Origin of the sequence: Thioalkalivibrio sp. ALE12, assembly GCF_000381105.1 — a bacterium.
Lineage (GTDB): Bacteria > Pseudomonadota > Gammaproteobacteria > Ectothiorhodospirales > Ectothiorhodospiraceae > Thioalkalivibrio.
Genome location: NZ_KB905910.1, coordinates 94674 through 118267, shown reverse-complemented (window position 1 = coordinate 118267; position 23594 = coordinate 94674). Strand labels below are relative to the sequence as shown.

General features: G+C 68.9%; 22 protein-coding genes. 19 read left to right on the top strand and 3 right to left on the bottom strand.

Translation table 11 applies throughout. The features are described 5' to 3' along the window. Window positions 1-136 precede the first annotated feature (136 nt). The 3 genes from F614_RS0110300 to F614_RS0110290 all read left to right on the top strand — a co-directional run bounded on the left by F614_RS0110300 (window position 137) and on the right by F614_RS0110290 (window position 2125). Entirely contained in the window at window positions 137-1105 is a 969-nt protein-coding gene (locus F614_RS0110300) for a YafY family protein (protein WP_019558849.1), read from the top strand. Then, a complete protein-coding gene (locus tag F614_RS0110295) occupies window positions 1105-1635 on the top strand; it encodes an MOSC domain-containing protein (protein ID WP_018881860.1) in 531 nt (176 codons plus the stop codon). The genes F614_RS0110300 and F614_RS0110295 overlap by 1 nt, the downstream gene beginning before the upstream one ends. Window positions 1636-1705: 70 nt before the next feature. Beyond that, window positions 1706-2125 carry an HIRAN domain-containing protein gene (locus tag F614_RS0110290; RefSeq protein ID WP_018866684.1) on the top strand — a complete coding sequence of 140 codons (420 nt, stop codon included), beginning with the start codon at window positions 1706-1708 and terminating at the stop codon, window positions 2123-2125. Window positions 2126-2157: 32 nt separating this feature from the next. On the opposite strand, the gene F614_RS0110285 is transcribed toward F614_RS0110290, so the two are convergent. Next, the gene (locus F614_RS0110285) at window positions 2158-3525 is read right to left on the bottom strand and encodes an NAD-dependent succinate-semialdehyde dehydrogenase (RefSeq protein WP_019558848.1); all 1368 of its coding nucleotides are present in this window, start codon (window positions 3523-3525) and stop codon (window positions 2158-2160) included. Window positions 3526-3629: 104 nt separating this feature from the next. On the opposite strand from F614_RS0110285, the gene F614_RS0110280 reads away from it, so the two are divergent. From F614_RS0110280 to F614_RS0110240, 9 genes are all read left to right on the top strand, one after another. Beyond that, window positions 3630-4601, top strand: a complete 972-nt coding sequence (locus tag F614_RS0110280; protein WP_019558847.1) for a complex I NDUFA9 subunit family protein — start codon at window positions 3630-3632, stop codon at window positions 4599-4601. A gap of 25 nt (window positions 4602-4626) precedes the next feature. Beyond that, window positions 4627-5859, top strand: a complete 1233-nt coding sequence (locus tag F614_RS0110275) for a multifunctional CCA addition/repair protein (RefSeq protein ID WP_019558846.1) — start codon at window positions 4627-4629, stop codon at window positions 5857-5859. A 219-nt stretch (window positions 5860-6078) separates the two neighbouring features. Further along, entirely contained in the window at window positions 6079-6735 is a 657-nt protein-coding gene (locus F614_RS0110270; RefSeq protein ID WP_019558845.1) for a protein-L-isoaspartate O-methyltransferase, read from the top strand. Window positions 6736-6837: 102 nt separating this feature from the next. Continuing rightward, window positions 6838-8163 (top strand): TolC family outer membrane protein, encoded by a 1326-nt coding sequence (locus tag F614_RS0110265; protein ID WP_019558844.1) that lies wholly within the window; start codon window positions 6838-6840, stop codon window positions 8161-8163. After that, window positions 8163-8738 (top strand): isochorismatase family protein, encoded by a 576-nt coding sequence (locus F614_RS0110260; protein ID WP_019558843.1) that lies wholly within the window; start codon window positions 8163-8165, stop codon window positions 8736-8738. The genes F614_RS0110265 and F614_RS0110260 overlap by 1 nt, the downstream gene beginning before the upstream one ends. 24 nt (window positions 8739-8762) lie before the next feature. Beyond that, window positions 8763-8909 (top strand): hypothetical protein, encoded by a 147-nt coding sequence (locus F614_RS14910; RefSeq protein ID WP_012983821.1) that lies wholly within the window; start codon window positions 8763-8765, stop codon window positions 8907-8909. A 13-nt stretch (window positions 8910-8922) separates the two neighbouring features. After that, window positions 8923-9774, top strand: a complete 852-nt coding sequence (locus tag F614_RS0110250; RefSeq protein WP_018866677.1) for a hypothetical protein — start codon at window positions 8923-8925, stop codon at window positions 9772-9774. After that, window positions 9774-10844, top strand: coding sequence for a homoserine O-succinyltransferase (locus F614_RS0110245; RefSeq protein ID WP_018866676.1), 1071 nt, complete (start codon window positions 9774-9776; stop codon window positions 10842-10844). The genes F614_RS0110250 and F614_RS0110245 overlap by 1 nt, the downstream gene beginning before the upstream one ends. A gap of 155 nt (window positions 10845-10999) precedes the next feature. Beyond that, window positions 11000-12340, top strand: a complete 1341-nt coding sequence (locus tag F614_RS0110240; protein WP_019558842.1) for an MFS transporter — start codon at window positions 11000-11002, stop codon at window positions 12338-12340. A gap of 287 nt (window positions 12341-12627) precedes the next feature. On the opposite strand, the gene F614_RS15000 is transcribed toward F614_RS0110240, so the two are convergent. Continuing rightward, window positions 12628-12831 carry a hypothetical protein gene (locus F614_RS15000; protein WP_081618662.1) on the bottom strand — a complete coding sequence of 68 codons (204 nt, stop codon included), beginning with the start codon at window positions 12829-12831 and terminating at the stop codon, window positions 12628-12630. A gap of 450 nt (window positions 12832-13281) precedes the next feature. Between F614_RS15000 and F614_RS0110235 the strand changes: the two genes are divergently transcribed. Together F614_RS0110235 and F614_RS0110230 are read left to right on the top strand one after the other, a co-directional pair. Then, entirely contained in the window at window positions 13282-15201 is a 1920-nt protein-coding gene (locus F614_RS0110235; RefSeq protein ID WP_019558841.1) for an ATP-binding cassette domain-containing protein, read from the top strand. Between the two features lie 158 nt (window positions 15202-15359). Next, window positions 15360-17375: a methyl-accepting chemotaxis protein gene (locus F614_RS0110230; protein ID WP_018878450.1), complete on the top strand. Its 2016-nt coding sequence runs from the start codon at window positions 15360-15362 to the stop codon at window positions 17373-17375. 13 nt (window positions 17376-17388) lie between these two features. Here F614_RS0110230 and F614_RS0110225 read toward each other — a convergent pair whose 3' ends face one another. Then, window positions 17389-19317: a GNAT family N-acetyltransferase gene (locus F614_RS0110225; protein WP_019558840.1), complete on the bottom strand. Its 1929-nt coding sequence runs from the start codon at window positions 19315-19317 to the stop codon at window positions 17389-17391. 229 nt (window positions 19318-19546) lie between these two features. Between F614_RS0110225 and F614_RS0110220 the strand changes: the two genes are divergently transcribed. Genes F614_RS0110220 through F614_RS0110200 form a run of 5 tightly spaced genes read left to right on the top strand, consistent with a single transcriptional unit; the run spans window position 19547 to window position 23594 of the window. Continuing rightward, entirely contained in the window at window positions 19547-19855 is a 309-nt protein-coding gene (locus F614_RS0110220; protein WP_018880076.1) for an STAS domain-containing protein, read from the top strand. Further along, window positions 19848-20210: a response regulator gene (locus tag F614_RS0110215; RefSeq protein WP_018866670.1), complete on the top strand. Its 363-nt coding sequence runs from the start codon at window positions 19848-19850 to the stop codon at window positions 20208-20210. The genes F614_RS0110220 and F614_RS0110215 overlap by 8 nt, the downstream gene beginning before the upstream one ends. 2 nt (window positions 20211-20212) lie before the next feature. Continuing rightward, entirely contained in the window at window positions 20213-22252 is a 2040-nt protein-coding gene (locus F614_RS0110210; protein ID WP_019558839.1) for a chemotaxis protein CheA, read from the top strand. A 20-nt stretch (window positions 22253-22272) separates the two neighbouring features. After that, the gene (locus tag F614_RS0110205) at window positions 22273-22794 is read left to right on the top strand and encodes a chemotaxis protein CheW (protein ID WP_019558838.1); all 522 of its coding nucleotides are present in this window, start codon (window positions 22273-22275) and stop codon (window positions 22792-22794) included. Between the two features lie 20 nt (window positions 22795-22814). Continuing rightward, window positions 22815-23594 (top strand): ParA family protein, encoded by a 780-nt coding sequence (locus tag F614_RS0110200; protein ID WP_018866667.1) that lies wholly within the window; start codon window positions 22815-22817, stop codon window positions 23592-23594.

Sequence of the window (23594 nt, the reverse complement as noted above, 5' to 3'; positions counted from 1 at the left end):
CGATCACGAACCCGCCGCTGCTCGAGCAAAGGACGTGTGCCGGGGGCGGCGCAGCCGACGAAAAATCACCGTGACATTGCCAAGGGGCAGGTTCTCCACGTAGCGTTCCGGAAATGTCCACCCCTGCATTGACTTCGTGAACCGCGCCGAGCGGATCTTCCATCTGCACCGCCTGCTCCAGGCGCGCCAGCCGCCGTCGCTGGCGCACCTGATGGAGGCGCTCGAGGTCTCGCGCGCGACCATCAAGCGCGACCTCGAGTACATGCGCGACTTCATGCAGGCACCGATCGAGTACGACGCGGAGGCCAACGGCTACCGCTACGCACAGGATGTCCCGGCCTTCGAGCTGCCGGGGCTATGGTTCAACGAATCCGAATTGCTCGCGCTCCTGACCATGGAGCAGCTCCTGGAGGACGTGCAGCCGGGTCTGCTGGCACCCACACTGGGGCCATTGAAGGAGCGTATCCGGGAGCTGCTCGCCAGCGGCGGGCACCAGCCGGACGCCGTGCGCCGCCGCATCCGCATCCAGCCCCTGGCCCAGCGTGGCAACCGCAGCGACGGCTTTCAGGCCGTAGCCGCCGCGACCCTGGACGAACAGCCGATCGCGATCGAGTACCACGGCCGTGCCCGCGACTCCGCCACCCAACGCGACGTGCATCCCCAGCGACTGCTGTACTACCGCGACAACTGGTACCTGATCGCCTGGTGCGAAAAGGCCCGGGCCCTGCGCACCTTCGCGCTGGAACGCATCCGGTCCACCCGGGCGACCGATGGCCCCTACCACGACATCGACGAAGCGACCCTGGATGCCCACACCGGCGCGGCCTTCGGCATCTTCACCGGCCCCGCACAGGAATGGGCGGTGCTGCGCTTCACCCCGGAACACGCCCGCTGGGTCGCGGACGAGACCTGGCACCCGGACCAGACCGGCCACTTCGAGGGCGACCACTACCACCTGCGGGTGCCCTTCGGGGATCCCACCGAGCTGATCCAGGAGATCCTGCGCCACGGTCCCGGGGTCGAGGTCCTGGCCCCCGAAAGCCTGCGCACCCGTGTCGCCACCACGCTGCGCGAGGCCGCTGCGCAATACGCGGCTTCGTCCTGATGCTGCGCCGCTGGCTGGCCCGCCGCAAGGCCGCCACCGTCTCCGGCCGGCTGGAAGCGATCTGGATCGCCGATCGGGCCGGCACCCCCATGCACGATTGCGCCGCCGTGGAGGTTACCGAAGCGGGCCTGACCGGTGACCGCTACGCCACCGGGCAGGGCCACTGGCACACGGTGGAGTCCTGCCCCGTCACCCTGATCTGCAGCGCCGAGCTGGACCGCGCCACACGGCGGGCGCGGCGCCTGCGCCAGCCCGCGACCCCGACGCCCGGCGACCACCGCCGCAACCTCGTGGTCAGCGGCCTCCGGCGCAGCCCGCGCGCGGGAACCTTGCGCATCGGTGTTGTGCGTTTTGCCATCACACGGCCGCGCCCGCCCTGCGGCTGGCTCAACCAGGTGGTCGGCTACAACCTCGCCGGCGCCCTGCGCCAGGACAGCGGCATCTGCCTGCGGCCACTGGAGCCGGGCACCATCCGGCGGGGCGACCCCGTGCACTGGGAGGCCGCCCCGGGGCCCGCAAGACACGATTAGCCGGGGTGGCTCATTCTGTGAGCCACCCCCGGTGCTACAAAGGTCGCAACCCCCCAGATGGAGCGCGACCATGCAATCGAACACCCCCAACCGCCAGGCTCGCCGCACCCCCGTACTGCGCGGCTACTACGCCCAGCGCGGCCGCTACAACGCCACCGCCACCACCGAGGAACTGCTGCAGACCATCCCGCTGGCCGGCTACCGCCACCACGACGCCCCGAAGCTGTGGAATGCGTTGAAGCGCGGCCAGGCCCTGACCCTGCGCCGCGAGCGGCTGAACCCGCACGATGACAAGGCCGTTGCCATCGACTGGATCGACCACCAGCTCGGCTACCTGCCGCGCGAACAGAACCAGCTCGCCGCCGACCTCCTCGACCGCGACGAGCCCCTGGTCGCCCGCATCATCGCCAAGCGTGATCAGGCCGACCCCCACAACCGGCTCGAACTGGGCCTCTACCGCGCACGGCCGAGGACCGCGCCGGCCCACTAGGGAGACGCGGATCCTCCCCCGGGCGGGGCAAATCAAGCGACCCAGATGGTCTTGGCGTTCTGGAACTCGCGGATGCCGAGTTCGGAGAGTTCGCGGCCGTAGCCGGAGTCCTTCACGCCGCCGAACGGCAGGCGCGGGTCGCTCTTGACGATGCCGTTGACGAAGGCGCAGCCGCATTCCAGCCGCCGGGCCAGCGCCTCGCCGCGGGCCGGGTCGGCGGTCCAGACGCTCCCGCCCAGGCCGAAGCGCGAGCGGTTGGCGAGCTCGACGGCATGGTCCGCGTCGCGCGCCCGGGTGACCGCTGCAACCGGGCCGAAGGTCTCCTCGTCGAAGGCCGGCATGCCGGGTTCCACGCCATCCAGCAGGGTCGGCGGGTAGAAGTAGCCGGCGCCGACACGCGGCGCGCCGCCGGCGACCAGGCGGGCCCCGGCGGCCACGCTGCGGGTGACCTGATCGTGCAGCTCACTGCGCAGGTCGTCGCGCGCCAGCGGGCCGATGTTCGTGCCCTCGTCCATCGGGTCGCCGATGGCCAGGGCCTCGATGGCGGCCCGGAAGCGCTCCACGAAGGCATCCGCGATGGCCTCCTCCACGATGAAGCGCTTGGCGGCGATGCAGGTCTCGCCGTTGTTCTGGAAGCGCCCCCGCACCGCCTGCTCGACTGTATGGTCAAGGTCCGCGTCGGCCAGCACCACAAAGGCATCCGACCCGCCCAGCTCCAGCACCGAGGATTTCAGCGCCTTGCCTGCAGCCGCCCCAACCGCGCGGCCGGCCCCCTCGGATCCGGTCAGGCTGACGCCCTGCACGCGGGTATCGGTGATGATGCCTTCCACCGCGTCGGAGCCCACCGGCAGATTGCGGAACACGCCCTCGGGGAACCCGGCCGCCAGGAACACCCGCTCCAGGTGTTCGGCGCAGCCAGGAACGTTAGAGGCATGTTTGAGCAGTACGGTGTTGCCGGCCAGCGTGGCCGGGATCGCCTGGCGAAAGGCCTGCCAGTAGGGAAAATTCCAGGGCATCACCAGCAGCACGGTCCCCAGCGGCTGCCAGGCAATGAACGAGCGGCTCGCGTCCGAGGCGATCATGGTGTCCTGCAGGTAATCCGGGCCGTGTTCAGCGTAGTACTCGCAGGCGGCGGCACACTTGTCGACCTCGGCCCGCGCCTCGGCCAGGCGCTTGCCCATCTCCTGTGTGGCAGTGGTCGCCAGGGTCTCGCGTTCCTCGCGCAGCACGCCGGCCAGATCGCGCAGGCGCGCGGCGCGCTCCGTCACGGGGCGCGCCGCCCAGTCCGGCGCCGCGCTCGCGGCACGAGACAATGCGGCCTCCAGCGCTTCCTCGTTCATGCGCGGGTAGCGCGCGAGGGTCTCGCCGGTGGCAGGATTGATCGCAGTCAGTTCGGGCATATCGGTGCCTCGGCGTCAGGGCCCGAAATACGGGCTTGTTTGAACAATGCAGGTCACCCGAGTATAAGACGTCCCGCATTCGCTTTCGGAAGGACCTTGCCACCATGTCGATCGATTCGATTCGCAATGTCTGCCTGCTGGGCGGCACGGGCTTCGTCGGCCACCACATCATTCGCCGACTGATTGATCGCGGCCTGAAGGTCCGCGTGCTGTCCCGCCGTCCGCATCGCCACCGCGATCTCCTGGTCAACCCCGAGGTGGATCTGGTCGAAGGCAGCGCCCATGACCCCGCCACCCTGGAGCGCGTGTTCGCGGGGCAGGACGCGGTGATCAACCTGGTCGGCATCCTCAACGAGCGCGGGCACAGCGGCGCCGGTTTCCGCACCGCCCATACCGAGCTGACCGAGAAGGCCCTGGCGGCCGCCGAGGCCCAGGGCGTGCGCCGCTTCCTGCAGATGAGCGCGCTCAAGGCGGACATGGACGACGCCCCCAGCCACTACCTGCGCAGCAAAGGCGCGGCGGAACAGGCGGTATTCGCCAGCGAATCCCTGGCGGTCACGGTTTTTCGCCCGTCGGTGATCTTCGGCCCCGAGGATTCCTTCCTGAACCGCTTCGCGACTTTGCTGAAGTTCTCGCCGATGATGCCCCTGGCCCGCGCCCGGGCGCGTTTCGCCCCGGTGTTCGTGGGCGACGTGGCGGAGCACTTCGTCGAGGCCCTGGAAGACCACGACACCTTCGGCCAGGGCTTCGAGCTGTGCGGCCCGAAGACCTACACCCTGGCCGAGCTGGTGCGCTACGTCGGACGCGTCTCCGGTCACCGGCGCCCGGTGATCGGCCTGCCCGACTGGGCCGGCAAGCTGCAGGCCAGCGTGCTCGAATTCGTGCCCGGCAAACCGTTGTCGCGCGACAACTTCGCCTCGCTTACCATCGACTCGATCTGCGACGGCGAGCAGCAACTGCCCTGCCCGACCCGGCTCGAATCCATTGCCCCCAGCTATCTGGGTGGCGGCGGCGCCGGGCGTGAGGCTCGGATGCAGCAACTGCGTACTCTCAACCGCGGATCGGGCCGCGGCTGACCCGGATCGCGAACCCGGGGCCGCCATGCAGACCTATCTCGTCGGCGGTGCGGTTCGCGACCGCCTGCTGGGACGCCCGTTCACGGAACGCGACTACGTCGTCGTCGGTGCCACGCCGGAGGCGATGGAGGCCGCGGGCTTTCGCGCGGTCGGACGCGACTTCCCGGTCTTCCTGCACCCCGAGACCCACGAGGAATACGCGCTGGCGCGCACCGAGCGCAAGACCGCGCGCGGCTACCACGGCTTCCAGTTCAATGCCTCGCCCGAGGTGACCCTGGAGGACGACCTCGAACGCCGCGATCTCACCATCAACGCGATGGCCGAGGACACCGACGGCCGCCTGATCGACCCCTATGGCGGACGGGAAGATCTGGAAGCCCGATGGCTGCGCCACGTTTCCCCGGCCTTTGCCGAAGATCCGGTACGTCTGCTGCGGGTGGCCCGGTTCGCCGCCCAGCTCGCGCCCTGGGGCTTCCAGGTGGCCCCCGACACGCTGACCCTGATGCGCGAGCTCGTCACCTCCGGCGAGGTCGACGCTTTGGTCCCCGAGCGCGTCTGGGCAGAATGCGAGAAGGCCCTGAAGAGCCCGGCCCCGCGGCGCTTCCTCGAGGTACTGCGCGAGGCCGGCGCACTCGCCATCCTGTTCCCGGAGATCGAGCGGCTGTTCGGCGTACCCCAGCCCGAGCGCTACCATCCGGAGATCGACACCGGCGTGCATACGCTGATGGTCCTGGACCAGGCGACCCGCCTGTCCGACGCCCCGGAGGTGCGCTTCGCCGCGCTGGTGCACGACCTCGGGAAGGGCACCACCGACCCCGACATCCTGCCCAGTCACCACGGGCACGAGGAGCGCGGCGTGGACCTGATCCGCGCCCTGGCCGAGCGCCTGCGCATCCCCAACCGCTACCGCGACCTTGCGGTGCGCGTGGCGCGCTACCACGGTCTGGTCCATCGCGTGTTCGAACTGCGCCCGAAGACCGTGATGAAGCTGGTGGACGGACTGGACGCCCTGCGCCGCCCGGAGAACGTCGAGCCCTTCCTGCTCGCGGTGGAGGCGGATTTCCGCGGGCGCACCGGCTGGGAAGACAAGCCCTACCCGCAGACCGATGCCGTACGCCGCGCGGTGGCCGCCGCGCAGGCCGTGCAACCGCAGGCCCTGATGGCTGAGGGCTACAAGGGCAAGGCCCTGGGCGAGGCATTGCAGCGCGAACGCATCCGCGCGATTGCGGAGGTCCTCGACGAGCACCCCGACGCGTAGGAGCCTGCTTGCAGGCGAAGCCCCTGCCCGCGTCCGACTTTGGCAGGGGCATTCGCCTGCAAGCAGGCTCCCACGGGGGCTCGGCCCCGTAGGAGGCCAGCCCTCTGGCCGATGGGATGTTGACCAGACCCCATCGGCCAGAGGGCTGGCCTCCTACTTGCCTGTTTCGGCGCGTGAACGTACTCTTTCGCGGCTGTTTAGCGTACAGAGGAAACCGCGATGGATTTCGCCAAGGCCCGGATCAACATGGTCGAGCAGCAGGTTCGCCCCTGGGACGTGCTCGATACGCGCGTGCTGGACGTGATGGAAACCCTGCCGCGTGAACGCTTCATGCCCGAGCCCTACCAGGCCCTGGCATATGCGGATTCCGAGATCCCGCTGGGGCACGGCGAAAACACCCTGCCGCCGGTGGTGGTCGGCCGGCTGCTGCAGGCCGTGTCGCCGCAGCCCACCGAGACGGTACTGGAGATCGGCACCGGTTCCGGTTACGTGACGGCCTGCCTGGCCCACCTCGCGGCCCGGGTCGACAGCATCGAGCGGATCGACGAGCTGCGTCTCGCGGCGCGTAACCGCCTGACGGATCTGGGCGTTGATAACGCTCACCTGCGCACCGCCACGGTGACCCGTGACTGGACCCCGCCGCGCCCGCGTTACGACGCGATCATCCTCACTGGCGGCATGACCGAATACGACGACTTCCTCGAGCCCTACCTGACGCTCGGCGGCCGGCTGTTCGTGGTGACTGGCGATGGCCCGATCATGGAGGCCCAGCTGATCACCCGCACCACCGAAGATGACTGCCGCCACGAGGGCCTGTTCGAGACCCGCGTGAAGCCGCTGGTCGGCTTCGAGCCGAAGCCCGCGTTCGAATTCTGAGCCGGTCGCCTGCGCCCCGGCACGGGGCGCGCGCCGGAGGCCCCATGCCGGAACATGCTCTGATAGGATAGGCGTTTCCTAATATCCTCCGGAGTCGCGTCCATGAACCGTCTGCCGTCGCTTCTCGCCGCCGCCGGGCTGGCCCTGGTGATCTCGGCCCCCGCCACCGCCTCCAGCCTGATGGAGGTCTACGAGCGCGCGGCCGCGGAAGACGCCGAACTGCGCACCGCCGAGGCGGAGTACCGCAGCGTGCTGGAGAACCGGCCGCTCGCGCGCTCCGCCCTGCTGCCGCAGATCTCCGGGCAGGCCGAGGCCGGCGCGTTCTACCGCGACGGCCGCAATGAACCGAGCATTGATGGGCGCCAGACCAGCTTCGGCGTCAACCTCGCCCAGAGCCTCTACGACCGCCGCAACTACATCGAACTGGCCCAGGTGGATCTCGAGATCGCCCGCGCCGAGGCCGAACTGGATGCCGCCCGCCAGGACCTGATCCTGCGCGTGGCCCAGGCCTACTTCGACGTGCTCATCGCACAGGAAACCCTGGCCTTCCGCGAGGCCGAGGTCGAGGCGATCGAGCGCCAGCTGGAACAGACCCAGCGCCGCTTCGATGTCGGCCTGGTCGCCCGTACCGACGTCACCGAAGCCCAGGCCCAGCGCGACATCGCCGAGGCCGAGCGCATCGCCGCCGCGAACCAGCTGGACCTGACCCGCGAGCAGCTCGCGGTGATCACCAATACCTACTGGGACGAGCTGGACATGCTGCGCGACGAGGCCGAGCTGACCCCGCCGGACCCGGCCGATCCGCAGGCCTGGGTCGATATCGCGCTCGCCAACAACCTGGAACTGGCCGCCCAGCGCCTGAGCACCGAGACCGCCCGCGAACAGATCCAGCGCCAGCGCGCCGAGGGCCTGCCGCGGCTCAACCTGAACGCATCGGTCCGCGAGAACCGTTACCACGGCCTGGACATCCCGCCAAGTTCCGGAGGCGCGTTTTTCGAGGGCACCGACGCCCAGGTCGGCGTGCAACTGGAGATCCCGCTCTACACCGGTGGGCGCGTCAGCGCCCTGACCCGCCAGGCCCGCGAGGACTTCCAGGCCGCGCAGGAAGGCCAGTCGCTGGTGGAGCGCCGCACCACTCAGGACACCCGCAGCGCCTACCTGTCGGTGATCTCGAACAGCTCGCGCGTGCGCGCCCTGGAGCAGGCCCTGGCCTCGACCCAGTCCGCGTTCGAGGCGGCCGAGGCCGGCTTCGAGGTTGGCACCCGCACCCAGGTGGACGTCCTGCTCGCCCTGCGCGAGGTCTTCCGCGCCGAACGCGACTACGCCGAGGCCCGCTACGGCTTCCTCGGCGAATCCCTGCGCCTGCAGCGCGCGGCCGGCCGCCTGAGCGTGGCCGACCTCGAGGCCATCGACGACCTGCTGGAGTAATGGCCGCCTCCGTCGCGCACAATCCGCGGGCCCGCTGCGAGCGCGCGCACTCGCGCCTGGTCCTGATCGACCTGCAGGAACGCCTGCTGGCGGCAATGCAGGAGGCCGACCGCGCCGAGGTGGAGCGCAATACCGCGCGCCTGATCGAGGCCGCGCGCACGCTGGGCATCCCGATCGAGGTCTCGCGCCAGTATCCCAGGGGCCTGGGCGAGGTCACCGCAACCCTGCAACAGGCGCTGGATGGACACGGGGCGGTCACCGACAAGACCGCCTTCTCCTGCTGCGCCGAAGCGGACCTGCAGGCGCGCCTGACCCGCGGCGATCAGATCATCCTGACCGGCGCGGAGGCCCACATCTGCGTGACCCAGACGGCGCTGGAGTTACTGGAGGCGGGGGTGACCGTGTTCGTGGTCGAGGACGGGGTCTGCTCGCGCGACGTCGGGCGCAAGCGCAACGGCCTGGAGCGCCTGCGCGCCGCCGGCGCCATCATCACCAATCACGAATCGGTGCTCTTCGAATGGCTGCGCGACGCGGCCGATCCGCAGTTCCGCGAACTGAGCCAGTTGATCCGCTAATCACGAACCGGGAGACACGCACGGATGCGCATTCTGGGAAATATTCTGCTCGGCGCCTGGCTGATCCTGTTCGGCCTGCGCGGTCTGCTGGGGCTGCAGTTCCAGTACGACCACTACGTCATCAGCGGCCTGGCGGTGATCGCCGGTATCCTGTTCATCCTGCGACGCTAACCGAACCCGAGCCATGCGCCTGACCCCCGACGAGTACCGCAATCAGGACCACCGCCGCATCACCCTGCTGGGGATGTCCGGTGTCGGCAAGACGCGCCTGTCCAACATGCTGCGGCGCGAGGACTGGTTCCACTACTCCGGCGACTACCGCATCGGCACGCGCTACCTGAGCGAACCGATCCTGGACAACATCAAGGCCCAGGCGATGGCCGTGCCGTTCCTGCGCGACCTGCTGCGCTCGGACTCGATCCAGATCATCAACAACATCACGGTGGACAACCTGCACCCGGTGGCGAGCTTCCTCGGCAAGCTCGGCAACCCGGAGCTGGGCGGGCTGCCGCTGACCGAGTTCAAGCGCCGCCAGACCCTGCACCACGAAGCCGAGGTGCAGGCCATGCTCGACGTGCCCGACTTCATCAGCAAGTCCCAGACGCTGTTCGGCTATCCGCACTTCGTCAACGATGCCGGCGGCTCGGTCTGCGAGCTGGACAGCCCCGGCGTGCTGGAAACCCTCGCGGAACACACGCTGATCCTCTACATCAAGGCGACCGACGAGGACGAGCGCCAGCTGATCGAGCGCGCCGAGAGCGATCCCAAGCCGCTGTACTACCGCGAGGCCTTCCTCGACCAGCAGCTGGCCGAATACATGCGCGACGAGGGGCTGGATTACGTCGCCCAGATCGACCCCGACGCCTTCGTGCGCTGGGTCTTCTCGCGGCTGTTCCGCGCGCGCCTGCCGCGCTACGAGGCGATCGCCGAGAGTCACGGCTACACCATCAGCACCACGGAACTGGCGCGGGTGCGCAACGCGGCCGACTTCGACGACCTGGTCTGCATGGCCCTGGAACGGGAGGCGCGTCTGTAATGCCACTTGTCGCCTACTCCGACCTGCCCACCTTTGCCCGCCTGAAGAGCGAGGGCGAGACCGTCCTGCCCAGCGACTTCGCGCAGCAGCAGGAGATCCGCGCCCTGCATATCGGGCTGCTGAACATGATGCCGGACGCCGCCCTCGCGGCCACCGAGCGCCAGTTCTTTCGCCTGATCGGCGAGAGCAACCAGATCGCGCAGTTCTATATCCACCCGTTCACCCTGCCGCAACTCAAGCGCGGGCCGAAGGGGCGCGACCACGTCAAGCAGTACTACGAGTCCTTCGAGGACCTGAAGAAGGAGGGCCTCGACGCGCTGATCATCACCGGCGCCAACGTGACCCAGCCGGATCTGGCCCTGGAACCCTTCTGGGAGCCGCTGGCCGAGGTGGTCGACTGGGCCTGGGAGAACGTGACCTCCACGCTGTGCTCCTGCCTGGCGACCCACGCCGTGCTGCAGGCGCGCTACGGCGAGCACCGCCGGCATATGGGCGAGAAGCTGTGGGGCGTGTTCCCGCATCGCGTGGTGGACCGCGGGCATCCGCTGGTCACCGGCGTGAACACCCGTTTCGACGTGCCGCACTCGCGCTACAACGACGTCTCGCGCGAGCAGTTCGAGCGTCACGGCCTGCGCGTGCTGGTGGAGAGTGACCAGTCCGGGATCCATCTGGGGGCCTCGCCCGACGGCTTTCGCATGGTCTTCTTCCAGGGCCACCCGGAATACGACTCGATCAGCCTGCTCAAGGAATACAAACGCGAGGTGGTGCGCTACATCCAGGGCGAACGCGACGCCTACCCGCCGCTGCCAGAGAACTACCTGATGCCGCAGGCCGCGGCCATCCTCGACGAGCACCGCGAGCACGTGGAGGCCGCCCTGGAACACTGCACCGAGATCCCGGCCCTGCCCGAGGCACTGCTGCTGGATCGTCTGGACAACACCTGGCACGACACCGCGCTGGCGGTGATCAACAACTGGCTGGGCAACGTCTATCAGCTGACCAACCTCGACCGGCGCAAGCCGTTCCGCGACAGCGTCGACCCGAGCGACCCGCTGGCCGGACGCCGGTAGCGCGTCGCACCCGCCCCTGTCATTGCGAGGTGCCGCAGGCACCGTGGCAATCTGCCTTCCGGCACCACCGGATCCCGCCGCCCTGCCAGCATCTGGAGGTTGCCACGTCGCCTTCGGCTCCTCGCAATGACGGGACAACGCAACGGAAAGACCTCATGACCGAAAACGACCCGGACAAGCTTCCGCGCCCGATTATCGGGCTGTACGAAACCATTGCCGGCGACGAGGACGCGCGCGTCTGCAAGGACATCCCCGAAAACGCCTGCCGCGCCCAGCCGGTCAATTTCTTCGTCCACCTGGTCGCCAACACCCTGAGCAAGATTGGCGACGAGCTCGCCTCGGCCCGACTGGTGCTGGCCTGGCTGCTCGGCGCCCTGGGCGCCCCGGCCGCCTTCGCCGGCTTCCTGGTGCCGATCCGCGAATCTGGCTCGCTACTGCCTCAACTGTTCGTTGCCGCCTCCATTCGCCGCCGGGCGATCCGCAAGGGCTTCTGGGTGCTGGGCAGTGTCCTGTCCGGCCTGGCCGTCGCCGGCATGGCTGTCGTCGCCCTGACCCTGGAGGGCGCCGCCGCCGGCTGGGCCATCCTCGGGCTCCTGATCGTCTTTGCCCTGTCGCGGGGGATCAACTCGGTGGCTTCCAAGGATGTGCTCGGCAAGACCATCGCCAAGCACCAGCGCGGAACCGTGATGGGCTATGCCGCCTCCCTCGCCGGCTTCTTCACCCTGGGCCTGGGTATCTACCTGACGCTGGCGAACCTCGAAGAGGCCGGCATCGGGGTCTTCGTCGCCCTGCTGGCCGCCTCGGCCGGGGCCTGGTGGGTGGCCGCCGCGACCTTTACCCGGCTGCGCGAGGACCCGGGCTCCACCGAGGGCGGCGGCAACGCGGTGACCGAGGCCATCCGCTCCATGCGCCTGCTGTGGACCGACCGCGCCTTTGGCCACTTCGTGCTGACCCGCGCCCTGCTGATGAGCACCGCGCTGGCCCTGCCCTTCTACGTCCTGCTCGCGGAGGACGCCACCGCCGGCGATCTCGGCACCCTGGGGCTGCTGATCCTGGCCAGCGGCCTGGCCTCGGCGGTCAGCGCCCCGGTCTGGGGGCGTCTGTCCGACCGCTCGGCACGCTGGGTGCTGATCCTGTCTGGTCTGCTGGCCGCCGGGCTTGGCATTGCGGTCGCGGTGGGCGTCTGGTTCGTGCCGGTGGATACCGACCACGCACTGGTCCCCGGCGGCTGGCTCTATGCGGCGTTATTCTTCCTGCTCGGGGTCAGTCATGCCGGTGTGCGCCTGGGGCGCAAGACGTACCTGGTCGACATGGCGACCCAGGAAACCCGGGCGGCGTTCACCGCGGTCAGCAACACGGTGATTGGTGGCTTGCTGCTGATCGGGGGGCTGTTCGGGCTGCTGGCGCAGCTGGCGGGCACCGAGGTGGCGATCTTCGTCCTCGCGCTGATGAGTCTGGCCGGCGCCGCCAGCGCCTGGCTCATGGGCGAGGCCTGACGCGCGGCCCTCTCTTGCCCTCGCCCCCAGCGAGACAGGCTTTGCGCTCTCGGTTTTACGTGCCTCCGTCCGGCCGCCTGCCTCGTGGTGGCTGGTCCTGGTTCGGCCTCGGGTGTTCACGGTGCCTTCGGTCCACATACTGCCAGGCGCTGACTCGCCAGCGCGCCCCGAGGCACTTTCTTGCTTGCCCAAGAAAGTGCCCAAAGAAGGGCACCCGGATTCCGCCCGGGAACCTTGCTCCAGGGCCCTCGGGCCGGCGGCGCTGAACTCGCTACGCTGCGCTTCGCTCAGACATCCAGCGCCTTCTCCCGGCCCGAGAACCCTTCCGCAAGGGGCTCCATACGGGAGGCGAAGGTCAAAACCGAACGCATCCCCATGTTTGCGCCTAACCATAGGCAACGCCGCTCGAAAGCCCCTGGCGCCCGCCCTGCGGGCGCGGCACGCAACGGCCGAGGGCCGAGCGTGCCCAAGATGTCCGAAAAGTTAGCCATCCTCCACTGGCACGACCGTCGGGACGGCTGTTGTCTTGACCTTGAATCCCCCGTTGTCGTCGCGCCGAGTGGAGAGGGTTTTCGCGGGGAAAAAGGCGCTGGATGTCTGAGCGGAGCCGAAGGCGCAGCGAGTTCAGCGCCGCCCGCGAAAACCCTCGGAGCGAGGGAAACCCCGGCCCGCACAGCGGGCCGGGGTCGCGGCAGTCGGGCGTGTTTCTTGGGTACTTCTTTGCACGAGCAAAGAAGCCCGTTTTTGATCAACAACGGGCGCGGCGCGCTGGCGAGTCAGCGCCGGGCAGTATGCGGACCGAAGGCACCGTAAACACCAGATGACGAAAGAGGACCAGCCACCACGAGGCAGGCGGCTGGACGCAGCCAACCGCACGCCGCAGAGCGCCAAGGTGATAGGCTTGGCGCCCGCTACAAAACTCGCTCGCGACCGGAACTCGAATGGCACTGCTCACCCTGCGCAACATCCACCTGGCCTACGGCATGGCCGCCCTGCTCGACGGCATCAACCTGAGCCTGGAACCCGGCGAGCGCGTCGCCATCGCCGGGCGCAACGGAGAGGGCAAATCCACCCTGCTCAAGGTGCTCAACGGCGAGGCGCAGGCGGATTCGGGCGAGATCACCTGCCAGGACGGCCTCACCACCGCCTACCTGACCCAGGAGTTGCCCCCGGGCATTGAAGGGACGGTGTTCGATGTCGTGGCCGAGGGCCTGGGCGAGGCCGGGCGCCTGCTGGAGCGCTTCCACCACCTGAGCCAGGCCGCGGCCGGCGGCGACATGGATGCCCTGGAGAAGATGGGGCCAGTGCAGTCGCAGCTCGACGCCATCGATGGCTGGAGCCTGCAGAACCGGGTGGAGACCACCATCTCCCGTCTGAGCCTGGACCCCGAGGCGGAGTTCGCCGCGCTGTCCGGCGGACTCAAGCGCCGGGTCTGGCTGGCACGCGAGCTGGTGCAGCGCCCGCAGCTGCTGCTGCTCGACGAACCGACCAACCATCTCGACGTGGCCGCGATCCGCTGGCTGGAAGAGTTCCTGCTCGAGAGCGGCCTGACCGTGGTCTTCATCAGCCATGACCGCCAGTTCATGGAGAGTGTAGCCACCCGCATCCTGGAGCTGGACCGCGGGCAGCTGTATGAACATCCGCCGTCGATCGAGGAATTCCGCGAGCGCCAGGCCGAACGCCTGGAGACCGAGGCCACCCAGCGCGCGGAGTTCGACCGCAAGCTGGCGCAGGAGGAGGCCTGGGTGCGCCAGGGCATCAAGGCACGGCGTACCCGCAACGAGGGGCGCGTGCGGGCACTGCAGGCCCTGCGCAAGAAGCGCGCCGAGCGTCGCGAACGCAGCGGCCAGGTCAAGATGAAGCTGAGCCCGGAACAGCGTTCGGGCCGGCTGGTGATCGAGGCGGAACACGCCGATTTCGGCTACGAAAAACCCATCGTCAGGGACGTGAACCTGCTGCTGCAACGCGGCGATGCCCTGGGCATCGTCGGACCCAACGGCGCGGGCAAGACGACCCTGCTGCGCGGCCTGCTCGGACAGATGGAGCCGCTGGCCGGTCACGTGAAGCTGGGCACCCAGCTGGAGATCGCGTACTTCGACCAGGCGCGCGCGCATCTCGACGAGGACACCACGGTGCAGGACGCGGTCGGCGAGGGGCGCGACCGGGTGATGGTCAATGGCGAGAGCCGGCACATTTTGTCCTACCTGGAAGACTTCCTGTTCCCGCCATCACGTTCCCGCCAGCCGGTGTCGGCGCTGTCCGGGGGCGAGCGCAATCGCCTGCTGCTGGCCAAGCTGTTCCTGCGCCCGGCAAATCTGCTGGTGCTCGACGAACCCACCAACGACCTCGATGTGGAGACCCTGGAGCTGCTGGAACAGCTCCTGATCGAGTACACCGGGACGGTGATCGTGGTCAGCCACGACCGCTCGTTTCTGGACAATGTCGCGACCTCGACCCTGGTCCTGCCGGGCGACGGGTCGGTGGAAGAGTTCGTGGGTGGCTGGTCCGACCTGCCCGAACGCGTCACGCAGCGGCTGCTGGAGGGCGAAACCGCGGCCGCCGCCCGCCCCGGCGCCCCGGAGCCGCGGGCCGAGCCCGCTCCCGAACCATCGCCGCAGACATCGGAAAACGCTACGGCGACCCCGCGCAAGCTGTCCTACAAGGATGCGCGCGAACTGGAGGCCCTCCCGGCCCGGATCGAGGCCCTGGAGACCGAGCAACAGGAACTGACCACGGCGATGACCGATCCCGAGGCCCTGCGCGACGGTGAACGCATGCGCGACCTGCAGGCGCGGCTCGAGACCGTGGAGGCCGAGCTGGCCCACTGCTTCGAGCGCTGGGAGCAGCTGGAATCCGGTTGAGCGTCGGCGCGTCTACACTCGGGTTTCCGGCCACCCCTCAACTCTGCCGGGGGTCTGCCGTAACAGGGGTTGAATAGCCACCTTTCGGGTCCGCGCTCTCCGAGACCGCGGCCGGTTCGCGAAGCGCCCGGGACAGGGCGCGCTGAAGGAGTCATCGCATGCTGGACAAACTCTCCATCCGGGGGCTGCTGATTGCCGGGTTCGGCCTGGTCGTCGCCATCCTGATCATCAACTCCCTGCTGGCACTGCGCGCGATGAGCACGGGCAGTCAGGGGGTCGAGCAGCTCACGCAGGCTGACTACCCGGCCGTCGCCCGGGTCAACGATGTCGAGCAGCTGCTGCAGGAGAGCGCGGCGTTTCTCGGCTTCTACCTGATGAGCGAGGAGCAGTCGCATCGCGATGCATGGCAAAACGCGATGCGCGAGCTCGATGCGGCCACGCGGGCCCTGAACGAGAATCCGGTCATCGCGGCCGACGAGGAACTCGCCGCCAGCGCGACCGAGGTACGCCGCCTGGTGGATCAGTTCGCCAGCTTCGAGGACCGCCTGATCGAGGTGGCGGAGAACGCGGCCGAGAACATGCCGGCCCTGGGAATCGCCAACGCCCGGGCCAACCCGGCCAGCCGCGAGATGACCCAGCAGACCAACATGATGATCGACGCCGAGATGGCCCTGCCGCGCTTCCAGCGTTCCTGGGACCGTCTCGACACCCTGCATGAGCTGCGCATGTCGGTGGTCCAGGTCACCTCCAACCTGCGCGGGTTCATCGCCTTCCGCGATGACGCCTTCCGTGAGAACGTGCGCCTGTTCTCGACCCGCACCAACGACATCACCGCGCAGCTGATGGACCAGTTCGACGATCTCGACTTCGAACAGCAGATCGCGCTGGAAGACTTCCAGATGGCCCTGGATACCCAGAACACCGCGCTGGACGACCTGATCGAGATCCACGGCAGCGAACAGGCCCTGCAGGATGCCTACCTGATTCGGACCGAGATCGGCCCGCTGCTGGTCGAGGCCCGCGATCATCTGCAAGGACTCAGCGAGCGCATCACTGCCCGCGCCGAACGCAGCGCCGCCGCCCTGACCGCCGACATGCGCGCCACCCAGACGACCCAGGGCATCCTGGCCCTGATCGGCGTGATCCTCGGGCTGGCCGGCGCGGTGTTCATCATCCTGGTCGTGCGGCGCGCGCTGGCCCACTCCACCGCGGCGCTCGAGGAGATCGCCGATGGCGATGGCGATCTGAGCCGCCGTCTGGACGAGAACGGCCTGATCGAAACCGCCCAGCTCGGCCGTGCGTTCAACCGCTTCACCGACAAGATCGCCCAGGCCATCGGCCACGCACGCGGCAGCACCGAGACACTCAACCGCGCCACCGAGAACCTGAACCAGGAGGCCTACGAGGCCCGCGAGGCGGTCTCGCGCCAGCGCGACGAGACCGAGCGTGTCGCCACCGCGATCAACGAGCTGCAAAGCAGCGCCGAGGAGATCGCGCGCAACACCGACGCGACCTCCCAGGCCGGCCAGGAAGCCGGGGATGCGGTGAACAATGGCTCCGAGGTGATGGAGAAGAACATCGAGTCCATGGCCTCGCTGCTCGGCACCGTCGAGCAGGCCGCCGGGACCGTCTCCAAGCTGGGCGAGGACTCCAAGCAGATCGGGACCATCCTCGAGGTGATCCGCGGGGTCGCCGAGCAGACCAACCTGCTGGCCCTGAACGCGGCCATCGAGGCCGCCCGCGCCGGCGAACATGGCCGCGGCTTCGCGGTGGTCGCCGACGAGGTCCGCAAGCTCGCGACCCGCACACAGGAATCCACCGACGAGATCGAGTCCATGATCTCGCGCCTGCAAACCGCCACCACCAGTGCCGTCAAGGCCATGGAACAGGGTCAGGAAGAGGCCGAGTCGACCATGGAGCATACCGCCGAGGTCAACGGCGCCCTGCAGCAGATCCGGCAGTCGGTCACCACCATCGTGGAGATGACCGAGCAGATCGCGGTCGCTTCGCGCCAGCAGAGCACGGTGGTCGAGGATATCAACCGCAATATCGTGCAGATCTCCGACGAGGCGGATCAGTCGGCCAACACCGCCGACCGGGTCAGCGCCGCCTCCGACGAGCTCAAGCAGGTGGAAAAGGAGATCCAGCAGGCCCTGGCGCAGTTCCGGCTCTGACCCGGACTACGGGCTACGGGCTACGGGTCTCCAGCCAGGCCCGGGCGGCGCGGCGCAGCCTGCGGGTGACGCCGCGCCGCCCGGACACCCCGAGCTCACGCGCCCGCTTATCCCAGTCAACGGGCGCGGCTAGGGTCGCCGCCAGCAGGCGGCCTTCCGGATCGGCCGGCGGGGCCGCCTCCAGCTGCCGCAGCAAGGCCGGCAACACCCATTCCAACGGCCGCGCGCGGTACGCAAAGGCCCGAACCTCCGCGAGGTCGGTGTGCGGCTCGGCCTCCGCCAGCGGCCGGGCCGTTGCCTCCAGGACCGCACTCACCATAGCCGCGGCGGATGCGGGCAGGAAGCGTGGGTACCAGACCGGCCAGTCGCGCCAGAAGGCGCGCTGGATTGGCTGCAGACCGGAGGCCGTGCGGGGCCGGAGGGCGCGCAGGACCACGCCACTGACCTGACCACTGGCCGCGTCCGGCTGGGTGCCCACGCGCACCAGAACGTAGCCCTCCCGCTGCCAGAGCCGCAGCAACGCGGGCTGCAGTCCGAAACTCGCCCCCAGCAACGCCACCCGTTCGGCAACGGCCCGATCCGCGACCGCCCGCAGCAGGCGGCCGCCCAGGCCCCGCCCCTGCCAGCGCGGGTACACCGCGATGCGCTGGATGCGCCAGGTTCGCTCCGCCGCCAGCTCGAAGCCCCCCAGAGCAGCCAGTGTGCAGGGCAGAAACTGCCCCTGCGGACGGCGCTCACCCGCCCACACCGCCTCGGCCAGGGCCCGATCCAGGCCGGGTTCCTCCTGAATCAGTGCGACGCCGAACAGCGCCCCGTCCATCACGCCCTCCATGCACAGCACGTGCACGCCGGGGTCCTCCAGCCAGCGCAGAAGATCGGACGGACGGGTCCGGTAGTGCGCATCCGCCAGCAGGCCCGTCACGGCCTCCAGGGTCTGCGGCAACTCCGCCAGGGCCGCCCCGGTCGTCCAGCGCAGACGGACGGCCTGGGTAGCCGGTGTCCGGCTTTCCGCCTCCAGCAGGAACAGCCGATCGAGCCAGTCCTCCAGCGGATCCCCCGGCGCCCAGCGCACCGGGGTCGCCATGGCCTGCAACCGCACCCGGAAACCCGCCGCCTCCAGGGCCGGCAGCGCGCGCAGCCGGAAGCCCTGGCCACTCCCCTCGAAGCCGCCGGTCGTGGTGGACAACACCAGGCGCCGGGCACGGCGGGCGAGGCGCAGCAAGCGCTCCACCGGCAGGTTCGCCGCCTCGTCGATGATCAGGGTATCCACGGGCTCGGCCGCTTCCAGCAGGACATCCGGTGCCCGGTAGAGACGTTCCGGCGTGTCGACCCACCGGCGGGCGCGCGCCAGCAGAGCGTCCACGGCCCGCGGACTCGGGGCCGTCAGCGTGATCGCGGGCCCGCCGTGTTGGAGTGTCCCGCCAAGGAATTCGCCCAGGAGGGTCGACTTGCCGCGACCGCGCGGGGCGATCAGCGCCAGGCATTCGTCGGCGCCAAGATGCGCGAGACGATCCAGCGCCGCAGCCTGATCCGGCGTCCACGCAAAGGCGGGCGCCGGACGGGCTGGCACCTCGGGCCATTCCTCCGCCGATGCGGGCGTCCGCACCCACGCCTCGGCCAGCGCGGCCCGCCAGCGGCGGGTAAACGCGCCTTCACCGGTGACGCCGTCGAGGACCACCAGGGTGCCCCCGCCGCGCAGCAGCCCGGCCGCGGTGACCAGCGCATCCACGGCGAGCGGATCCCCGGCCTCGAACACCAGGGCCTGCACTTCGTGGCCCAGCCAGTGCCCGGCCTGTGCCGGCGCCACGTGCGGCAGGCCGTCGGGCACATGCCGCCCCACCCAGAGCACCGGCCCCCGGGCTGCGGCGGTCCGCAGCCAGGCCGCGGCGGCCTGCCGGGCCGCCGGGTCGGCCGGTAGTCGGTAGAGCGAACGGGCCTCCATCTCAGCATCTCACCGGGGTCGAAGGTTGCATGGAAAAAGCGGGCTTGCACGGGCGCACACGGCATCTGGTCACACTGGCGCGACGAAAGTCCAGCGCGCTGCCGACGTTTCCATGTGAATCCGTCCTCAAGTTTTCCCACCCGCAGCCGTACAAGTTTTTTACAAAGAGCTGGGAAATATCTGTACAGATCCTGTACAGTGTGAACGAATTCACGGAAAGGTAACGGCGATGACCACCATAGCGCTGCCCGAACGCCTGCGCATCGACACCGCGACCGCCTGCTGGCAGGAGCTGCGCGTGGCGCTGGATGCCGGCGAGGACCTTCAGGTGGACGCGACGACCGTGGCCGATATCGACGCCGCCGGGGTTCAGGTCCTGCTGATGGCACGCCACTGCGCGGCACGCCATGCGCAGGGCTTTTCGATCGACGGAGCAAGCGCCGTCTTAACGCAGGCCTTCCAGGCGCTCGGTGCGGACGCGGCCGCCGCGCGTGCGGGGCAGGAACACGATACCGATTCAGGAGAACACAATGGCTAAGGTTCTGGTGGTGGACGATTCTGCCTCGATGCGCCAGATGGTCGCATTCACCCTCAAGCAGGCCGGACACGAGGTCACCGAGGGGCGCGACGGCAACGACGGCCTGGGCAAGGCCCAGGGGACGAAGGCGGACCTGGTGATCACCGACGTGAACATGCCGGGCATGGACGGGCTGCAACTGACCCGCGAACTGCGCAAGCTGGGCGATTACAAGTTCACCCCGATCCTGGTGCTGACCACCGAGGCCGGCCCGGAGAAGAAACAGGAAGGCAAGGCGGCGGGTGCGACCGGCTGGCTGGTCAAGCCGTTCGACCCGGACCAGCTGATGAACACCGTGAACCGGGTGCTGCGCTAGTCATGTCGGTCGACATGGCCCAGTTCGTCGATGCCTTTCTCGAGGAGAGCTTCGAGGGGCTGGAGCGCATGGAGACCGAACTCCTGGCGCTGGACGGCGGCGATCCGGAGACCCTGAATACCATCTTCCGCTGCGCCCATTCGATCAAGGGTGGGGCCGGGACCTTCGGATTCGGCGCGATCTCCGAGTTCACCCACGGCGTCGAGACCCTGCTGGACCGGATGCGCAACGGCGAGCAGGAGGCGACGCCGGAGACGGTGAACCTGCTGCTGCGCGCGGTGGACATCCTGCGCGCCCAGCTGCATGCCGCCCGTGACGGCGGCGAGGCCGACGCCGCCGAGGTGGCCGAGGTACGCACCCTGATCGAGGCCCATCTGGGCGAACCCGCGCCGGCCGCCCCAACGTCTGAAGGGGCGGGCGAAGCGGCCGGTCCCACCGGCGGCGACAGCCCGCAAGGCTGGCGCATCCGGTTCCGGCCCTTTGCAGACCTGATGCGCACCGGCAACGACCCTTTGCGAATGTTCGAGGTGCTGGAGGAGCTGGGCCGACTGACCGTGCACTGCGAGACCGACCGCCTGCCGGACAGCGCGGAGGCCTTCGACCCGGAAGACTGCTATCTCGCCTGGACCCTGGAACTGGAAGGGGACGCGACCCGCGACCAGATCGAAGAGGTCTTCGAGTGGGTCGAGGACGAATGCGATCTGGAGATCGAACCCCTTGCCGTCCCCGAGACGGCCCCGGACACAGTGGCAGAGCAACCGGTTACGTCCCCGGATTCCCCTGCGGCAGACACCCCCGGCGAGCCACCCGCTGCGCGCGCCGGCAATAACCGCAGCGCGGAATCCAGCTCCATGCGGGTGAACACCGGCAAGATCGATGCGCTGATCGACATGGTCGGTGAGCTGGTCATCACCCAGTCGATGCTGACCGACATCAGCGAACAGCTGGAGGAAGACCCCTCGCAGATGGAGGCGCAGATCGAGCGCCTGCGCACCGGCCTGGCGGAGCTGGAGCGCAATACCCGCGAGCTGCAGGAAAGCGTGATGGGCATCCGCATGGTGCCGATCGCCCAGGTCTTCAACCGCTTCCCGCGCCTGGTGCACGATATCTCCGGGCAGCTCGGCAAGCAGATCGAGCTGACCCTGAAGGGCGAATACACCGAGATCGACAAGACGGTCATGGAACACCTGGGCGACCCGCTGGTGCACCTGGTCCGCAATGCCGTGGATCACGGCATCGAGATGCCCGATGTCCGCGCGGCGGCGGGCAAACCCGAGACCGGCCAGGTCAGTCTGGAGGCCTACCACCGCGGCGGTAACGTGGTCATCGAGATCCGCGACGATGGCAAGGGCATGGATGCCGACCGCATCCTGGCCAAGGCCCGCGACGCCGGGATTGTCGGCCCGAACCAGCAACTGGACCGCCACGAGATCCTGCAACTGATCTTCGAGCCGGGGCTGTCCACCGCCGACCAGGTCAGCGATCTCTCCGGCCGCGGCGTCGGCATGGACGTGGTGAAGAAGAATATCCGTGGCCTGGGCGGCAACGTCGAACTGGAGTCCGAACCGGGCAAGGGTTCGCGCCTGACCATCCGCCTGCCGCTGACGCTGTCGATCATGGACGGTCAGTTGCTGAAGATCGGCGACGAGACCTTCGTGATCCCGCTGATCGCGATCGTCGAGTCACTGCAGACGCAGCCGGAGAGTGTGAAGCAGGCCTTCGGCAAGCTGCCGCTGTACCGGCTGCGGGACGAATACATCCCCATCGTCGATCTGGCCGCGCTGTTCGGCCGGGCCGAGCCCAGCCCGCTGCCGGAGCGCGCCCTGCTGGTGGTGGCCGAGGCCGACGACCAGCGCGTCGCCCTGCGCGTGGACGACCTCCTGGGTCAACAGCAGGTCGTGATCAAGACGCTGGAAACCAATTTCCGCAAGGTCCCCGGCACCGCCGGCGCGACCATCCTCGGAGACGGCCAGGTGGCCCTGATCCTGGATGTCGCGGGGATCGCGCGGATGGCCTCCGGGCGCGACACCCGCGCGGCGTAAAAATCAAGGAGCCCAACGCAATGGCGAACGACGCAACCCAGTCCATCCACGACCCCGCCACCGCCGGCGAGGACCAGTACCTCACCTTCATCCTCGCGGAGGAGGAATATGGCGTGGACATCCTGCGGGTGCAGGAGATCAAGGGCTGGGAGCGGCCCACCCCGCTGCCCAATGCCCCGGACTACATCCGCGGGGTGATCAACGTGCGCGGGATGATCGTGCCGATCATCGACATGCGCCTGCGCTTCGGCATGGAGCCGATGGAGTACGGCCCGACCACCGTGGTGATCATGCTGCGCGTGATCAACGAGGACCGCGAGCGCGTGATGGGGATCGTCGTCGATGCCGTGTCCGAGGTCTACAGCGTGGGCGCGGACGACATGCAGCCGGCCCCCGACTTCAACACCCGCATCGGGATCGACTTCGTGCGTGGCCTGGCGACGGTCGACGACAAGATGATCCTGATGCTGGACATCGACACCCTGCTCGGCCCGGGCCTGATTGCCAGCACCGACGCTATCGCAGCGGAAGCCACGGCGTAGCCGGGGGCTGCCGGGGAACCATGCGGACCATCGCGGTGATCAACCAGAAGGGCGGCGTCGGCAAGACGACCGTGACCCTGAACCTGGCGCATGCCCTGGCCCTGGCCGGGCATCGGGTGCTGGCGATCGACGCCGACCCGCAGGGGCATCTCTCCATGGCCTTCGGGCTGGAGGACCCGGCCGGCCTGGATCAGGTCCTGCAGGGTGGCGCGCGCCTGGAGGACGCCTTCAGCGAAGCCGGGAACGGGCTGCAGATCGTCGCCGCCGGAGAACAGCTGCAGGAGGTCGAGAACCTGAACGAGGGTGGAGCCGCGCGTGGCTGGCGCTTGCAGAAGGCGCTGGAAAGACTGGAACAGCCCTTCGATTTCGTGCTGATCGACTGCCCGCCGTCGGCCGGCCTGCTGGGTATGAACGCCATCATCGCCGCCGACGAGATGCTGATCCCGGTCGCCGGAGACTTCCTGGCCCTGAACGGGCTGTCGCGATTGATGCGCATCCTGCAGGGCATCGAGGCGCGCCTGGGTACGAGCCGTCGCAAGTGGATCGTGCTGTCGCGCTTTGTCGAACAGCGCCGCCACGCCCGCGAGGTGCGCGAGCGCATCCGCGAACACTTCGCCGATGCCCTGCTGCCCACCACCATCCGCGAGTCGGTGGTGCTGGCCGAGAGCCCGAGCTTCGGGCAGACGATCTTCGAGTACCAGCCGCGCCACCGCGCGGCCGCGGACTTCCAGCAACTGGCCGCCGACCTGATCGCGGCCGGGGCGCCAACCAACACCCGCCCGACGGCGGCACACGCCTGA

Bases quoted from the DNA above. Each gene is read 5' to 3' on its own strand.
- F614_RS0110275 (WP_019558846.1), top strand. From the start codon at position 4,627: ATGCAGACCTATCTCGTCGGCGGTGCGGTTCGCGACCGCCTGCTGGGA.
- F614_RS0110295 (WP_018881860.1), top strand. From the start codon at position 1,105: ATGCTGCGCCGCTGGCTGGCCCGCCGCAAGGCCGCCACCGTCTCCGGC.
- F614_RS0110260 (WP_019558843.1), top strand. From the start codon at position 8,163: ATGGCCGCCTCCGTCGCGCACAATCCGCGGGCCCGCTGCGAGCGCGCG.
- F614_RS0110225 (WP_019558840.1), bottom strand. From the start codon at position 19,317: ATGGAGGCCCGTTCGCTCTACCGACTACCGGCCGACCCGGCGGCCCGG.
- F614_RS0110205 (WP_019558838.1), top strand. From the start codon at position 22,273: ATGGCGAACGACGCAACCCAGTCCATCCACGACCCCGCCACCGCCGGC.
- F614_RS0110245 (WP_018866676.1), top strand. From the start codon at position 9,774: ATGCCACTTGTCGCCTACTCCGACCTGCCCACCTTTGCCCGCCTGAAG.
- F614_RS0110230 (WP_018878450.1), top strand. From the start codon at position 15,360: ATGCTGGACAAACTCTCCATCCGGGGGCTGCTGATTGCCGGGTTCGGC.
- F614_RS0110235 (WP_019558841.1), top strand. From the start codon at position 13,282: ATGGCACTGCTCACCCTGCGCAACATCCACCTGGCCTACGGCATGGCC.
- F614_RS0110285 (WP_019558848.1), bottom strand. From the start codon at position 3,525: ATGCCCGAACTGACTGCGATCAATCCTGCCACCGGCGAGACCCTCGCG.
- F614_RS0110240 (WP_019558842.1), top strand. From the start codon at position 11,000: ATGACCGAAAACGACCCGGACAAGCTTCCGCGCCCGATTATCGGGCTG.
- F614_RS0110220 (WP_018880076.1), top strand. From the start codon at position 19,547: ATGACCACCATAGCGCTGCCCGAACGCCTGCGCATCGACACCGCGACC.
- F614_RS15000 (WP_081618662.1), bottom strand. From the start codon at position 12,831: ATGGCTAACTTTTCGGACATCTTGGGCACGCTCGGCCCTCGGCCGTTG.
- F614_RS0110210 (WP_019558839.1), top strand. From the start codon at position 20,213: ATGTCGGTCGACATGGCCCAGTTCGTCGATGCCTTTCTCGAGGAGAGC.
- F614_RS0110250 (WP_018866677.1), top strand. From the start codon at position 8,923: ATGCGCCTGACCCCCGACGAGTACCGCAATCAGGACCACCGCCGCATC.
- F614_RS0110270 (WP_019558845.1), top strand. From the start codon at position 6,079: ATGGATTTCGCCAAGGCCCGGATCAACATGGTCGAGCAGCAGGTTCGC.
- F614_RS0110280 (WP_019558847.1), top strand. From the start codon at position 3,630: ATGTCGATCGATTCGATTCGCAATGTCTGCCTGCTGGGCGGCACGGGC.
- F614_RS0110290 (WP_018866684.1), top strand. From the start codon at position 1,706: ATGCAATCGAACACCCCCAACCGCCAGGCTCGCCGCACCCCCGTACTG.
- F614_RS0110215 (WP_018866670.1), top strand. From the start codon at position 19,848: ATGGCTAAGGTTCTGGTGGTGGACGATTCTGCCTCGATGCGCCAGATG.
- F614_RS0110265 (WP_019558844.1), top strand. From the start codon at position 6,838: ATGAACCGTCTGCCGTCGCTTCTCGCCGCCGCCGGGCTGGCCCTGGTG.
- F614_RS0110200 (WP_018866667.1), top strand. From the start codon at position 22,815: ATGCGGACCATCGCGGTGATCAACCAGAAGGGCGGCGTCGGCAAGACG.
- F614_RS14910 (WP_012983821.1), top strand. From the start codon at position 8,763: ATGCGCATTCTGGGAAATATTCTGCTCGGCGCCTGGCTGATCCTGTTC.